Below are 14,390 nucleotides of genomic sequence, written 5' to 3'. Positions count from 1 at the left end.
AATTGCTCAGAATTGGATGCGGAAGCGCGTCCCCGTCCCGCCCGTTTCCTCCAGCGAAATAAGGCAGCCGTGGGCCAGCAGAAGCGTCTGCACGATGGCAAGACCCATGCCCGTGCCCCCCGAATCCCGTCGCGTGGTGAAGAACGGCTCGAACACCTTCCGCGCGTTTCCGGTCGAGATACCCGGCCCGTCGTCGGTCACCGTCATCCACGGCACGTCGCCGTTTCGTCCGGTGTCGAGCACGATCTGACGCGCCCCGGCCTCGACAGCGTTCTCGACAAGGTGGCCGAGGACGACCATCAGCCCTGACTTCGCCAGCGGGAGCGGCTCGGCCTGGTTGCCCACGTCGATGCGGATCGCGCCGAAGCGGCCGCGCAGCTCGGGCAGACAATCCTTCAGCCGCGTCGTGCCCCGGTGTTCGGGCATCCGCGCGGCGGCGATCTGGCGCGCCGCGCCCAGAAGCTTGACCGCGCGTTTTTCGGCGCCCGCGATGGTCGCCACGAGCTTTTGCGCTCCGGGCGGAAGCTCCTCGGCCTGAAGCAGTTCCGCTGCGCCCCGGATCGCGGTCAGGGGCGTCTTCAACTCGTGCGTGACGTGGTCGGTATAGCCCCGCACGGCCATCTCGCGCGATTGCAGCACCTCGGCCATGTCCAGGACCGCCTGCGCCAGCTCGCCGATCTCGGGCGTGCCGTAATGGTCGAGCGCGTCAGGCGCGCCGCCCTCGCGGATATGCTCGGCCTTCGCCGCCAGCGCCTGCACGGGCGACAGGATCAGCCGCCACAGAAGCCACCCCAGCACGAGGGTGGCCAGGAACGATCCTCCGGCCACGATAACGACGGCCTTCCGCCGCCCGGTCAGCGGCGTCAGGAAATCCGCGATCAGCGCGGCATAGATCGGCAGGACGAGGATCGCCAGCAAAGACCCCCCGAGCACGAGCATCAGGGGCGGACGCCACTTCGGCGCTACGTACCTTGACACGGCCCCATCCGAAGGCCCACGCCGTGCAGCGTCTCGATGGCGTCGGGACAGCCCGCATCGGCCAGCTTCGAGCGCAGGTTGCGCAGGTGGCTGTCCAGGGTGCGGTCGGACACCACCATCCCCGGTCCCCAGATCGCATCGACAAGAGCGGGCCGGCTGAAGACCTGCGTCGGACGCGACATGAGCTTCGTCAGGATCGAGATTTCGGTCGAGGTCAGCGTGACCTTCTGGTCGTCCACCTTGCAGACGTGGGAATCGGGAACCAGCGACAGCCGCCCGATCTGAAGCGTGTCGGGCGCGTCGGGCGCCGATCTGCCTCCGCCCGTCCGCTTCAGGATCGCGCGCACGCGCGCCACCAATTCGCGCGGGCTGAACGGCTTCGTGACATAGTCGTCGCCGCCCAGCTCCAGGCCAAGGATGCGGTCGACCTCGTCGTCGCGGGCGGTCAGGAACAGGATCGGCAGGTCGCTGTCGCGGCGGATCGCCTTGCACAACTCGAGGCCATCCATCTCGGGCAGCCCGATGTCCAGAACGGCCAGTGCCGGTTTGATTGCGCGCGATTGCGCAAGCCCCTCGGCCCCGTCGCGGGCCATCACGGCGGTGAAGCCGGCGCGTTCCAGCGCCATGCCCAGCACCTCTCGGATCTGTGGGTCGTCGTCCACGACAAGGATGGTCTGGTTACTCATGACAGCTACGGTCGCAGACTCTGAATGAGGTTGGGTTAGAGGGTAGGAGCGTTCCCGCCGGGGAGCGAGGGGACAGAGCCCCCCAGCGGGTGAAATGCGTGCCTAGTGGTAATATATCTACAACCGGAGTGCAGATGCGCGCGTGACCTCGTGCAGAGGCTGTGCAGCGGTCAAGCGGGGCTCCGTTGCGCCGGACGATGGCGCAGGCTATGGCCGTCGCCATGCCACGCTACGCCTTCAGGATCGAGTATCTGGGCAGCCCCTTTTCGGGCTGGCAGCGGCAGGACCACGCCCCCTCGGTGCAAGGGCGCATCGAAGCGGCGCTCGCACGGCTCGAGCCCGGCCTTCCCTCTCTCGCCGCCGCAGGACGGACGGACGCCGGCGTCCACGCGACGGGTCAAGTCGCGCACATCGACATGACGCGGGATTGGGACCCCTTCCGTCTGTCCGAGGCGCTGAACCACCACTTGAGGCCGGACCTCGTGGCGATCACCGCCTGCGCGCGCGTCCCCGACGACTTCCACGCCCGCTTCTCGGCCGTTGAACGGCGCTACCTCTACCGCATCGCCCTGCGCCGCGCGCCTCTCGTCTTCGATCAGGGCCAGGCCTGGCGCATCCGGCGCGACCTCGACATCGCCGCCATGCGCGAGGGCGCGGCGTATTTGGTGGGCAACCACGACTTCACCACCTTCCGGTCGACCATGTGCCAGGCCAGGAGCCCGGTGAAGACGCTGGACGAAATCGCCATCTCTACCCGCCCCGCCGAGGCCGGCACGATCGTCGAGATCCGCCTCCGTGCGCGGTCGTTTCTCCACAACCAGGTCCGGTCCATCGTGGGAACACTCGAACGGGTCGGCGCCGGCACCTGGACGCCCGACCGCGTCAAGGACGCGCTCGATGCCCGCGACCGTGCCGCCTGCGGTCCGGTCGCGCCACCCGACGGCCTGTTCCTGACCGACGTGCTCTACGAGACCAACCCCTTCGCCTGACCGGCCGCTGCCGCCGCCTCAGATTCGCCCTGCCCGCGTCGAAGGATCGCCAAAACCGCCGAGCACGATCCCCTCCATACTCGTGACGAGTGACGGAGGCGTGGGACCATGTCAGGACTGTTCGCGATCTCGGCCGATGCCGCGACCTTCAGCGTCATCGCCTGCCTTATGTTCCGCGAGGTGCTGATCCTCTGCCGCCCCTGCGACGACCGGGACGTCTGACAGCCTATTCGGGGAAGTAGAACGTCAGGTTCGCCCAGAGGCTCTCCCACGACACATTCTTCGCCGCCGCGATGTCGGCCGCGGGCTCTCGCAGCACCACCGCATCCAGCATGTAGCTCCTGCCCGGCACGGCGGGCACGACCGCCTCGCCCGCCGCGTCGGTGCGGACGGTCGAGACCGTGACCACGCCCGCCGCGTCCTTCTCGAAGACCTCGATCTGCGCGTCACCCCTCGGCGCGCCCTGATAGAGAAGGCGCACCCGCAAACCGTCCTCGGCGCCGCCGGTATAGGGGTTCTCCAGCGCCACCAGCTCGGTCAGCAGCCCCGCCTCGGCGTCCGCACCCTCGCCCGATCCAACAGCGACCAGAGCCTTGGCATAGCGCGAATAGACCTCGCGGACCTTCTCGTGGGAAATGCCCCGCGCCTCATGCTCTGCCAGCGTCCATTCGGCGTCCTTGTGGCGCACGAAACTTTCGAACATCTCGAACGTGTCCCAGGTCAGGAAGGTGTCCGTCGTGACGTGGATCAGGACCATCAGCCCCTCGCCCTCGACCGCAACGGTCGCGGCGGGCCGATCCCCGATCACGCCCTCGACGGGCCGCGTCTCGCCCTGCCAGACGTAGTCGAACCGGCGGAAGTTGGGCGGCACGTAGGCATAGCTCGACCCCTCGTAGGCCTGTCCCACGCGCAGGCTGGCGACGACCTCCCCACCCTCGGGCACCACGGGCTCGACGGGATCGATCCAGAATTCGTGGGCATTGGCGAGGCTGGCGATACATGCCATGCACAGGAACAGGACGAGGACGGAACGCATGACCAATCTTCCTTCATTCGCGGCGTTCGCCGCCCTCGCGAGGGTGATCTTCGCTCTGGTGCTGTCAACCCTGATCTCCGTCACGCCTGCGCGATCCCACGAGGTCCAGCCCGGCGTCATGGACATCGAGATCGAGGGCGACAGCCTGCGCGTCTACATCGAATGGATGATCGAGGCCGCCGTCGCGGGGATCGACCTCGACGGCATCCAGAACACCAACGACGCGGCGAACGAGGAGGACTACCTCCGTTTCCGCAGCCTCCCGCCCGAGGACATGGCCGAAGCCTTCCGCGCCGCCTGGCCCGACCTGTCGCAGAAACTGACCTTCCGAGCGGGCGAGACCGTGCTCGACCCCGAACTCGTCGATGTCACGGTGCCCGAGGTCGGCAACGTCGAAATCGCGCGCATCTCGACGGTCGATCTGTCCGTACCACTTCCCGCCGGAGACGACCCGCTCGTCATCGGCTGGACCGGCGACCTCGGCCCCCTGATCGTCCGGCAGCGCACCGTCGAGAACGGATACGCGGGCTTCCTCACCTCGGGCGCGCTGTCCGACCCGATCCCCCGCACCGGCGCGACCGATCAGGGTCCCGCCGAGGCCTTCGTCGACTACGTCGCGGCCGGCTTCGACCACATCGTGCCCAAGGGCCTCGACCACATCCTCTTCGTCCTGGGCCTCTTTTTCCTGTCGCTGCGCCTGTCGCCCCTTCTCTGGCAAATCACCGCCTTCACGTTGGCGCATACCGTCACCCTGGCGCTCGGCGCGCTCGATATCGTCCGGCTTTCGCCCGACATCGTCGAACCCCTGATCGCGGCCTCGATCGTCTATGTCGGCATCGAGAACATCTTCGTGCGGAAGCTGCACCCCTGGCGACCCGTCGTGGTCTTCTGCTTCGGCCTCCTTCACGGCTTGGGCTTCGCCTCGGTCCTCCAGGATTTCGGTCTCTCGGCGCAGAACTTCTTGCCGAAGCTCATCGGCTTCAACGTCGGCGTCGAACTAGGGCAACTCGCGGTCATCGCCTCGGCCTGGCTGATCCTCGGCATGTTCTTCGGCGAGAGGGAGTGGTATCACCGCCGCGTCGCCGCCCCTGTCTCGGCCGCCATTGCCGTGATCGCCGCCTTCTGGGTGCTCGACCGCACCGGGGTCATCGCGGGCGCCGGCCCGTGGGGCGTGCTCACCGACCTCACCGAGGGGGGCCTCCCGAGCCTCGCCACCGCCCTCGCGGCCTTCGTGCCGGTGGCGCTCCTGACGGCCCTCGTGCTGGCCAAGCCCGCCGCCGACGACTTTCGCGACGCCGCCGGCATGGCGACTTCGGCCATCCTCTTCGTCGGCATCGTCGCCACCTTCACGGCGGGCGCCTGGGGCCTGTCTATCCTACTCGCCCTGGTCTGGCCCCTCGCGCTGAGGTTCCAGGCGCTCGGCGGTCCCGAACCCGCGTGAGGACCCCGCGATGAAGACGGCCCTCGTCACCGGCGCCGCGCGCGGCATTGGTCTCGCCACCACCCGGCTCTTCCTCGAGAACGGCTGGCAGGTCTCCATGATCGACCGCGACGAGGACGAACTCGACCGCGCGGCCGCGCCGCTCGACCACGTCGCCGCCATCCCGGCCGACGTCTCCGACCCTGACGCTGCTTTACGCCTCGTGGCCGAGACGCTCGACCGCTTCGGCGCCATCGACGCTCTCGTCAACAACGCCGGCGTCGCCGACTTCGGACCGATCGAGGAGACGACCTTCGAGCGCTGGCGGCGCGTCATGGCCACGAACCTCGACGGGCCCTTCCTCGTCTCACAGGCCGCGACCCCCGCGCTGAAGCGGACGAAGGGCGCCATCGTCAACATCGGCACATCCAAGGCGGCCGTCATCCACCTGACGCTCCAGCAGGCCGTCGAACTGGGCGAATACGGCATCCGAGTGAACGCCGTGGCGCCCGGCCCCGTCCGCACAAAGCTCGCGATGGCCGTCCACACGCAGGACATCATCGACGCCTACCACGACGCGCTGCCGCTCAACCGTTACGGAAGCGAACGCGAAATCGCCGAGGCCATCGTCTTTCTTTGCTCGGACCGCGCCAGCTTCATCACCGGCCAGTGCCTCGCTGCCGACGGCGGGTTCGAGGCCGCGGGCATCGGGCTTCCTGCCCTGCGAAAATAGGGCATTTCGGGTGATTCCCTAGCGCGCCCCTGAATGTTGCTGACAGGGGTAAGCAAGTCAGACTGTCATTCTAAGGGCTTGCGGGCGCTCCCAGATACATCTGTTCCGACTTTACATTTGCACTACACTTCCTGTGTTCGAGGAGTACGAGTGATGGTCACCGAAAACCGCCGCCCGGCCGCCAGGGCCGTGCGGAAAGATCGCGGCACGATCTACGACCGTGTCGCCGAGGCCCGGGCGCGGCGCGCCGCGGCCGCCGAGAGGCACACGTCCGATCCGCCAGCGCCGCAGAGAAAGACGCCCGCCGCTCGGCAGGAAGACGCGTCCGCCGCCCGGCAGGCGCTGCAGAACCGCGCGCGCCAAGCACTGCCTGTCACATCCGAACCTGCGGCCAACGCCGTCCACGCGCCCGACCACGATGGCGACCTTGAACTGGTCCCCGAGCTGATCGCCCCTCCCGAGCAGCCGCGAGAGCTTCTGCCGTCGTCCGAGCCACCTCCGAGCCAGCAGCGCGGCGCGGCCAATCTGCCGGCCCTCGTGCCTGCGGACGAGACGCGCCTGCCCACGCCGGTCGTCGCGGGCAAGTCCTGGCGCAGCGAAGCGCTTCAGTGGATCATCAGCGTCCTCATCGTCGCGGCCATAGCGCTTGGCGTGATGTGGAACGGCCGGAACGCGACCCCGGTCGAGCCGGTTGACGAGGTCTCGACCACCACCATCGACGCGCCTGCCCGGCCCGAGGTCGCGGCGGTCGAGCCTGCCCCGCAGGCCCCCACCGCCGACGCAGCACCCGACCGGACCGCGGCCGGGCTGCAACCCTCGGTCCCGGGCGAGACCGCCGACACCCCGGCCGTCGGTCCTCCGCCCGAGCCTGTCCCCGAGCCCGTCGAAGTGGCCGCCGCCGAGACCGAGGCTACCGACACCCAGCCCGTCGACCCCGACATCGAAGCCCTGCGCGCCCGCCTCGCTGAATCCGACGGCGGGCCGGCGGATTCCGGGGTCGAAGCGCTGCGTGAACGGCTGGCCGCGGAAACCGGCACGGTGCCCGAAGACATCGTCGTGGAAGCCGCGCCGACCCCCGAAGAACCGACGCTCTCTCCCCTGCCCGTCGACAGCGACGTGCGCGTCATCCTCCACGCCCCGCGCAGCGTCCCGGGCGAGCGTGTCGGGCTCCTCTCCGACGCGCTCGGCGAGGCCGGCGTCTCGGCCGAGGTGCGGGACGTCAACATGACCATCACCCGCGACAACGTCCGCTTCTACCACCCACAGGATCGCGAAGCCGCCGCCCTCGTCGCGCAGGCGATGGACGCCGACCTCCGCGACTTCACCGACTTTTCCCCCAGCCCGCCCGAAGGCCTGATCGAGGTCTGGGTCGCGGGCGAGGAAATCGGCGGTTCGTCCTCCGGCACCGCAACGGGCAGCGGCACGCTGTCGGGCCTCCGCGGCGACCTGCGCGCCATGGCGCGCGACCTGCGCCGCGCGCTGCGCTAGATCACACCCACTTCGCCATCGGCGGCAGGCTCATCAGGACCGCGTTCGCGTCGTGTCCCGTTTCCAGCCCGAACTTCGTCCCCCGGTCGTAGACGAGGTTGTATTCCGCGTAGAGGCCCCTGTGGACCAACTGCGCGTCCTTCTCCGCCTCGCCCCATTCCATGCCCCTCCGCCGCTCGACAAGCGGCAGCCACGCGGCCAGGAACGCGCGCCCCACGTCCTGCGTGAAGGCGAAATCCGCCTCCCAGTCGCCCGTCGTCCAGTCGTCGAAGAAGATGCCGCCCACGCCGCGCGCGCGGCCACGGTGCGGCACGAAGAAGTACTCGTCCGCCCAGGCCTTCAGCTTCGGATAGATCTCCATCCCATGCCGGTCGCAGTGCGCCTTCTGGACCGCATGGAAATCGGCCGTGTCCTCGTCGTACTCGATGCAGGGGTTCAGGTCCGAGCCACCCCCGAACCACGAGGCGTGCGGCGTCCAGAACATCCGCGTGTTCATGTGGACCGCCGGAACATGCGGGTTCTGCATGTGCGCCACCAGGCTGATCCCGCTCGCCCAGAACCTGGGATCCTCGGCCATCCCCGGCACACCGCGCGCCGCCATCGCCGCCTGCGCCCGCGCGCCCAGCGTGCCGTAGACCGCCGAGACGTTGACGCCGATTTTCTCGAACACGCGCCCGCCGCGCATCACGCTCATCAGCCCGCCGCCCGCGTCCGAGCCGTCCTCCGACGCCCGCCGAGTCTCGCTTACCTCGAAGCGGCCCGCCGGCCGGTCCGAAAGCGGCCCCTCGACCTGCGCGTCCTCGACGCCCTCGAAGGCCGTCACGATCTCGTCCCGCAAGGCCCTGAACCAGGCGCTGGCCCGCGTCTTCCGGTCGCCGAAGTCGTCGCTCATCGTCCCCTCCGTTCCTGTCTGGCTTGCCTTCTACGCCGATCCGGGGGAAACCGCCAAGGGCAGGAGGCGAGACGCCATGCCAGAGACCACCGCCAGGCCCGAACGCGACGGGCGTTCGCTTCTGCGCGACGCCGTCTTCGGCGCCATCGACGGCGCCGTGACGACCTTCGCCATCGTGGCAGGCGTCGTGGGCGCCGACCTTTCGACCCGCGTCATCCTCGTCCTCGGCCTTGCCAACGTCCTCGCCGACGGCTTCTCGATGGCGGCGGGCAACTACGCCGGCACCAAGGCCGAACTCGACGATCTGCGCCGCCTCCGCGACCTCGAGGACAAGGAGATCGTCCTGCACCCGGACGACGAGATGCGCGTGCTGCGCAAGATCCTCCACGACAAGGGCCTCGAAGGACGCCTCCTCGACGAGGCCGCCGAGGCCATCGCGCGAAATCGCAGCGCCTGGATCGACATGCTCCTGATCGAAGGGCGCGGCCTCTCGCCCGTCGATCCGCATCCGATGCGCGCCGCGCGGGCGACCTTCGCGGCTTTTCTCGCCGCCGGTATGGTCCCGCTCCTGCCCTTCGTCCTGGGTCTGCCCGAGGCCTTCCGCTGGTCCATCGCGCTGACCGCCTGCACCTTCTTCGCCGTGGGAGCGCTGAAGTCGCACTGGTCGCTATCGCCGTGGTGGCGCTCGGGCCTCGAGACGCTCGCCATCGGCGGCACGGCGGCGCTCATCGCCTATGCCGTCGGGACGTTCTTCAACGCCGCCTGAGCCACGGCCCCCAAAAGGAAGGGGGTGTCCGCAAACCGTGTTGGTTCGCTTCGCCTTGACGCGGAAGAGCCGATATTCTTGTGCGTTTCCCACGGAGGTTGCCGGTGCTACACCACCATTTTCGCCGCTTTCTCGATGCCCTCGACGATCTTAACCCGGCCCAGATAGAGGATGCACAAACGAAGATCCGGGATATCCGACGAAAAACGGAAGCTATCTCGGAGATCGAGGCACGGACAAACCGAGAACACAAGTGCCCTTTCTGCGGCGACGAGCGGCGTCAGAAGTGGGGTCGCACCCGAACCAAGATCCAGCGCTACCGTTGCAGCGGCTGCCGCAAGACCTATTCAGGCCGGACAGGGAGCGCCATCGGCCGCATCCATCGTCCTGACCTGTTCTTGGTCGCGCTGAGGGATATGCTGGACGCCTCCGCGCCGCAGTCGGTGCGCAAGCTCGCAAGGCAGCTCGATCTCAACAAATACACGGTCTGGCGCTGGCGGATGATCGTGTTCTCGATCATCGGGAGCAGAAGCGTAGCGACGAGTTTCTCCGGGATCATCGAGGCGGATGAGACCTACCAGCGGGAATCTCGGAAAGGATCGCGCGAATGGGTCCACCACAGCAGATCCGCAGAATGTTATTCAGCCGCCGCGCCTGCGGTGGGAAGACTTCACGACGCAAGGGCTGAAAATGATGCGAGGTCTTTCGAGGTGGCAACCCCCATTCTTACCGTCGCAGACCGTAGCGGCGCTCGCCTCTTCCAGCGCCTACCCAACCGCAAGCGCGGAACGGTAGAACGCGCGATGCAACCCTTGGTGCCGGGCGATGCCGTGCTCTGCTCGGACGGTGGCAATGGCTATAAGAGTCTCGCGGCGGCACGCGGCCTGGTGCATTTCGTGGTCGGCAGCAGGCCGGGCACTCGTGTGGCAGCTGGCTGCTATCACATCCAGAACGTGAACTCTCTTCACGCCCGCTACGGCAAGTTCATCAGACCCTTCTGTGGACCGGCCACGAAGAACCTGAATGGTTACATCCGTTGGTTGGAGGTTCGGCTGGCCGGAGTGCGACCGGCAGAGGTTGTACGCGCATCGTAAAATTGGTGGCGCGGCAGAGGTCTGCTTCCCTAAAGCTGCCAATACTGATTGCTCTCAAGATAGATAACTCAGCGAGTTCGTTGAATGCTGCATTCTTCAATCCAGCTCGTTGGCAGGACATTTACTGCCACATTGGCCGGTAGTTCATAAAATGCCATCTTGCTGTAACTCCAGGCATAGGGTTTGCAGTTCTTTAATGCTGCGCCATGTAGAAAAAACTTGAAATCCTGCCGTGCATACCGAAGCGAAGTGAAGATTGAAGAGCGCATTTCCACATTGGGTTTAAACTCCTCAACAATTCGATTGCGGCTGATTGCAGCAAAACTTCCGACCAGAAGAGCAGAGGAACTCATGGAAATAAATACAAAAACAGCGGGAAGCAGAATACGTGGCATTCCGAACCGGAGAGAGGACTTGGTGAGGAAAGCCGCAAGCATGATGGCAACTACAAGGAGCGCTGGCCAGTAGACCAGTCCCAATCTATCTCTCCAGATCGTCAAAAAAGCAATTGCTTGGAAAGGTCTACCAAAGAAAAGAGACGAAGTGAAACCATAAGCCAGCAAACTGTAGATCCCTGCAATGAAGAAACGCATGACTTATTTGCCTTAAGCGGGGGGGCAAAACTGTTCCTATTTGGAGATAATCACCAATGTCGCCCGACCGCAAACCGCAGCTTCGTCCACATAGCTGACCAACACGTTTTGCGGACACCTCCAAAAGAAAACGGCGCCGCACGGCGCCGCTTCTCCCGACTGTCGATGCCGTCACTCGTCGTGGTCGTGCTGACCCGGGGCATAGTCCTTGCCGTTCGTCCGGCCGTCGCCGTCGCGGTCGGTGCCGACGCTGGCCGAGAAGCCCGGAGAATAGTCGCCGCCATTGGCCTGCCCGTTGGCGTTGCGGTCACCGACGGTGTCCGGGTTGTCCTTGGCGATCTGGCCCGGCGAATTGCCATCCTCGTGCAGCGCGGCGGCGGGTCCGGCCAGAGCGAGCGCGGCGAGTGCGGTGATGAAAAGACGCATGGTTCCTCCTGTTGGTCAGAGGCCCTGAAGAAGCGGCCTCGCGGGGAGTCACGAAACGAGCGCCCGCGAAGTTGCGCCCCGCTCCCCTCCCAATGTCGCCTTGTCCTGCCCTGCCCCCGGTCCTATAAGCCCTGCCAAGATGAGCCATGTCGCGAACATCATTCGAATTACGGGCCCGGCGCTCTGACACGATGAGCCGCCGGGTTTCAGGCGTCGAGACTCTCCGCCACCCCTTCGCAGACAGCCCGAACACTTCCCGAGGACACGTCCGATGTGTGCCGACACGCCCGACTACAAAGACACCCTGAACCTGCCTCAGACCGACTTCCCGATGCGCGCCGGACTGCCTGCGCGCGAACCCGGCTGGCTGGAGCATTGGGAGAAGATCGGCGTCTACGACCGCCTGCGCGAAAAATCGGACCGCCCCTCTTTCGTCCTGCATGACGGCCCGCCTTACGCGAACGGCCACCTCCACATCGGGCACGCGCTGAACAAGACGATCAAGGACATGATCGTCCGCTCGCACCAGATGATGGGCTTCGACGCCCGCTACGTCCCCGGCTGGGACTGCCACGGCCTGCCCATCGAGTGGAAGATCGAGGAGGAATACCGCGCGAAGGGCAAGGACAAGGACGACGTCCCCGTCATCGATTTCCGCCAGGAATGCCGCCGCTTCGCCGAAGGCTGGGTCGACATCCAGCGCGAGGAGTTCAAGCGTCTCGGCATCACCGGCAACTGGGCCGATCCCTACCTGACGATGGACTTCCACGCCGAGCGCGTGATCGCCGAGGAATTCATGAAGTTCCTGATGAACGGCACGCTCTACCAGGGCTCGAAACCCGTGATGTGGTCGCCCGTCGAGCAAACAGCACTTGCCGAGGCCGAGGTCGAGTACCACGACAAGGACAGCTTCACCGTCTGGGTCAAGTTCCGCGTGACCGATTTCGCGCTGCCCGACATCGTTCTGGCGGGCGAGGAGGACACGCCCGAGGCGCGCGAGGCCGTCATCAAGGCCGAGGCGGACGCCGCCCGCGACTTCATGGGCGCCCACGTGGTCATCTGGACCACGACCCCCTGGACGATCCCGTCGAACAAGGCCGTCGTCTTCGGCAAGGACATCTCCTACGGCCTCTACGAGGTCACCGGCCGCCCCGAGGAATGCTGGGCGCAGGTCGGCGACCGCTTCATCCTCGCCGACAAGCTCGCCGCCGACGTGATGGCGAAGGCGCGGCTCGACGGCACGATGTACCGCCGCGTCCGCGACGTGACCCCGGCGCAGCTCGAAGGCATGACCCTGCATCATCCCTTCGCGGGGGCCGCAGGCGCGAACGCCGAGTGGGACGACGCGCGGGACTTCCGCGCCGCCGCCTTCGTCACCGACGAGGAAGGCACCGGCTTCGTCCACTGCGCGCCCTCTCATGGGATGGAGGAATACGAGCTCTACCGCGACCTCGGGATGCTGGAGCAGGTCATCACCTACAACGTGATGGACGACGGTTCCTTCCGTGCCGACCTGCCTTTCTTCGGCGGCACGAAGATCCTTTCCGACAAGGGCAAGGAGGGCAACGCGAACGCGGCCGTCATCGACAAGCTGATCGAGACCGGCGGCCTTCTCGCGCGCGGCCGCATCAAGCACAGCTACCCCCACTCCTGGCGCTCGAAGGCTCCCGTCATTTACCGTAACACGCCGCAATGGTTCGCCGCCATCGACCGCCCCATCGACGACGGCCAGGGCGAATACGGCAGCACGATCCGCGAACGCGCGCTGACCTCCATCGACACTCTCGTAAAGTTCACCCCCCAGTCCGGCCGCAACCGCCTGCACTCGATGATCGAGGCCCGCCCCGACTGGGTGCTGTCGCGCCAGCGCGCCTGGGGCGTGCCGCTCACCTGCTTCACGCGGAAGGGCGCCCTGCCGACCGATCCCGACTACCTCTTGCGCAACGAGGCGGTGAATGCCCGCATCGCACAGGCCTTCGAGGCCGAGGGCGCCGATTGCTGGTACGCCGAGGGCGCCAAGGAACGCTTCCTCGCGAACGATGCCAACCCCGAGGACTACACCCAGGTCTTCGACGTCCTCGACGTGTGGTTCGACTCCGGCTCCACTCACGCCTTCGTCCTGCGCGACCGCCCCGACGGCACCGAGGACGGCATCGCCGACGTCTACATGGAGGGCACCGACCAGCACCGAGGCTGGTTCCATTCCTCGCTGCTCCAGGCCTGCGGCACGCTCGGCCGCGCGCCCTACCGCAACGTCGTCACCCACGGCTTCACGCTGGACGAGAAGGGCAACAAGATGTCCAAGTCGCTCGGCAACACCATCGTCCCCGAGAAGGTGGTGAAGGAGTACGGCGCCGACATCCTGCGTCTCTGGGTCGCCCAGACCGACTACACCGCCGACCAGCGCATCGGGCCCGAGATCCTCAAGGGCGTCGCCGACAGCTATCGCCGCCTGCGCAACACCATGCGTTTCCTCCTCGGCAACCTCGCCGGCTTCTCCGAAGCCGAGCGCGTCGATCCGGCCGACATGCCCGAGCTTGAACGCTGGGTCCTGCACCGCATGGCCGAACTCGACACCCGCGTCCGCGATGGCTACAGGGCCTACGACTTCCAGGGCGTCTTCCGCGCCGTCTTCGACTTCGCCACCGTCGACCTGTCGTCCTTCTACTTCGACGTCCGCAAGGACGCGCTTTACTGCGACGCCGACGACTCGCTCCGCCGCCGCTCGGCGCGCACGGTCCTCGACCTCCTGTTCCACCGCCTCACCACCTGGCTCGCCCCCGTCCTCGTCTTCACGATGGAGGACGTCTGGCTCGACCGCTTCCCGGGCGAGGACTCGTCGGTCCACCTCCAGGACATGCCCGAGACGCCCGCAGACTGGCGGGACGAGGCGCTGGCGCAGAAGTGGCAGGGCATCCGACGCGCCCGCCGCGTCGTCACGGCAGCACTCGAGATCCAGCGCCAGGACAAGGTCATCGGCGCCTCGCTCGAAGCGGCCCCCGTCGTCCATGTCGAGGACGCGGGCCTCCTCGCAGCACTCAAGACCGTCGCCTTCGACGACCTCTGCATCACCTCGGACCTCACGCTTACCGCCGACCCTGCGCCCGCCGAAGCCTTCCGCCTGCCGGACGCGCCCGGCATCGGCGTGGTCTTCGAGCTGGCCGACGGCGAGAAGTGCCAGCGCTGCTGGAAGATCCTCCCCGACGTCGGCACGCATTCCCACCCCGGCGTCTGCGCCCGCTGCGACGAGGCGCTGGACTGAGCCGGGTCTTACGATGGCCTTCGAAAT

General features: G+C 66.8%; 13 protein-coding genes. 7 read left to right on the top strand and 6 right to left on the bottom strand.

Features of this window, described 5'->3' with window-relative positions:
• Positions 1–6: 6 nt before the first annotated feature.
• The gene (locus EF888_RS04315; protein ID WP_126918488.1) at positions 7–978 is read right to left on the bottom strand and encodes a sensor histidine kinase; all 972 of its coding nucleotides are present in this window, start codon (positions 976–978) and stop codon (positions 7–9) included.
• Positions 963–1,664: a response regulator transcription factor gene (locus EF888_RS04310; RefSeq protein ID WP_109757611.1), complete on the bottom strand. Its 702-nt coding sequence runs from the start codon at positions 1,662–1,664 to the stop codon at positions 963–965. Before EF888_RS04310 ends, EF888_RS04315 begins: the two co-directional genes overlap by 16 nt.
• 221 nt (positions 1,665–1,885) lie before the next feature.
• Here EF888_RS04310 and truA point away from each other — a divergent pair, with 221 nt between their 5' ends.
• Complete coding sequence (gene truA / locus EF888_RS04305; RefSeq protein ID WP_109757960.1) at positions 1,886–2,653, top strand: tRNA pseudouridine(38-40) synthase TruA; 768 nt, start codon at positions 1,886–1,888, stop codon at positions 2,651–2,653.
• Between the two features lie 226 nt (positions 2,654–2,879).
• On the opposite strand, the gene EF888_RS04300 is transcribed toward truA, so the two are convergent.
• Entirely contained in the window at positions 2,880–3,659 is a 780-nt protein-coding gene (locus EF888_RS04300; protein ID WP_109757959.1) for a DUF4198 domain-containing protein, read from the bottom strand.
• Positions 3,660–3,687: 28 nt separating this feature from the next.
• On the opposite strand from EF888_RS04300, the gene EF888_RS04295 reads away from it, so the two are divergent.
• The 3 genes from EF888_RS04295 (at position 3,688) to EF888_RS04285 (ending at position 7,330) form a co-directional block, all read left to right on the top strand.
• Complete coding sequence (locus EF888_RS04295; RefSeq protein WP_241239796.1) at positions 3,688–5,130, top strand: HupE/UreJ family protein; 1,443 nt, start codon at positions 3,688–3,690, stop codon at positions 5,128–5,130.
• A gap of 10 nt (positions 5,131–5,140) precedes the next feature.
• Positions 5,141–5,842 (top strand): SDR family NAD(P)-dependent oxidoreductase, encoded by a 702-nt coding sequence (locus EF888_RS04290; protein ID WP_109757609.1) that lies wholly within the window; start codon positions 5,141–5,143, stop codon positions 5,840–5,842.
• Between the two features lie 153 nt (positions 5,843–5,995).
• Entirely contained in the window at positions 5,996–7,330 is a 1,335-nt protein-coding gene (locus tag EF888_RS04285; RefSeq protein WP_109757608.1) for a serine/threonine-protein kinase, read from the top strand.
• Position 7,331: 1 nt separating this feature from the next.
• On the opposite strand, the gene hemF is transcribed toward EF888_RS04285, so the two are convergent.
• Complete coding sequence (hemF, locus tag EF888_RS04280) at positions 7,332–8,222, bottom strand: oxygen-dependent coproporphyrinogen oxidase (RefSeq protein ID WP_109757607.1); 891 nt, start codon at positions 8,220–8,222, stop codon at positions 7,332–7,334.
• A 76-nt stretch (positions 8,223–8,298) separates the two neighbouring features.
• On the opposite strand from hemF, the gene EF888_RS04275 reads away from it, so the two are divergent.
• A complete protein-coding gene (locus EF888_RS04275) occupies positions 8,299–8,988 on the top strand; it encodes a VIT1/CCC1 transporter family protein (RefSeq protein WP_109757606.1) in 690 nt (229 codons plus the stop codon).
• 104 nt (positions 8,989–9,092) lie between these two features.
• On the top strand, positions 9,093–10,082 hold the full coding sequence (locus tag EF888_RS04270; RefSeq protein ID WP_109757605.1) for an IS1595 family transposase: 990 nt from the start codon (positions 9,093–9,095) through the stop codon (positions 10,080–10,082).
• A gap of 68 nt (positions 10,083–10,150) precedes the next feature.
• Here EF888_RS04270 and EF888_RS04265 read toward each other — a convergent pair whose 3' ends face one another.
• Together EF888_RS04265 and EF888_RS04260 are read right to left on the bottom strand one after the other, a co-directional pair.
• On the bottom strand, positions 10,151–10,675 hold the full coding sequence (locus tag EF888_RS04265; RefSeq protein ID WP_126918487.1) for a hypothetical protein: 525 nt from the start codon (positions 10,673–10,675) through the stop codon (positions 10,151–10,153).
• 171 nt (positions 10,676–10,846) lie between these two features.
• Positions 10,847–11,101 carry a hypothetical protein gene (locus tag EF888_RS04260; protein ID WP_109757604.1) on the bottom strand — a complete coding sequence of 85 codons (255 nt, stop codon included), beginning with the start codon at positions 11,099–11,101 and terminating at the stop codon, positions 10,847–10,849.
• A 271-nt stretch (positions 11,102–11,372) separates the two neighbouring features.
• Between EF888_RS04260 and ileS the strand changes: the two genes are divergently transcribed.
• Positions 11,373–14,363, top strand: coding sequence for an isoleucine--tRNA ligase (ileS, locus tag EF888_RS04255; protein WP_109757603.1), 2,991 nt, complete (start codon positions 11,373–11,375; stop codon positions 14,361–14,363).
• Positions 14,364–14,390 lie beyond the last annotated feature (27 nt).

Origin of the sequence: Silicimonas algicola, from assembly GCF_003970735.1 — a bacterium.
GTDB classification, from domain to species: Bacteria; Pseudomonadota; Alphaproteobacteria; order Rhodobacterales; family Rhodobacteraceae; genus Silicimonas; species Silicimonas algicola.
The sequence above is the reverse complement of the archived record's forward strand: the minus strand, read 5'-3'. Positions and strand labels throughout refer to the sequence as shown.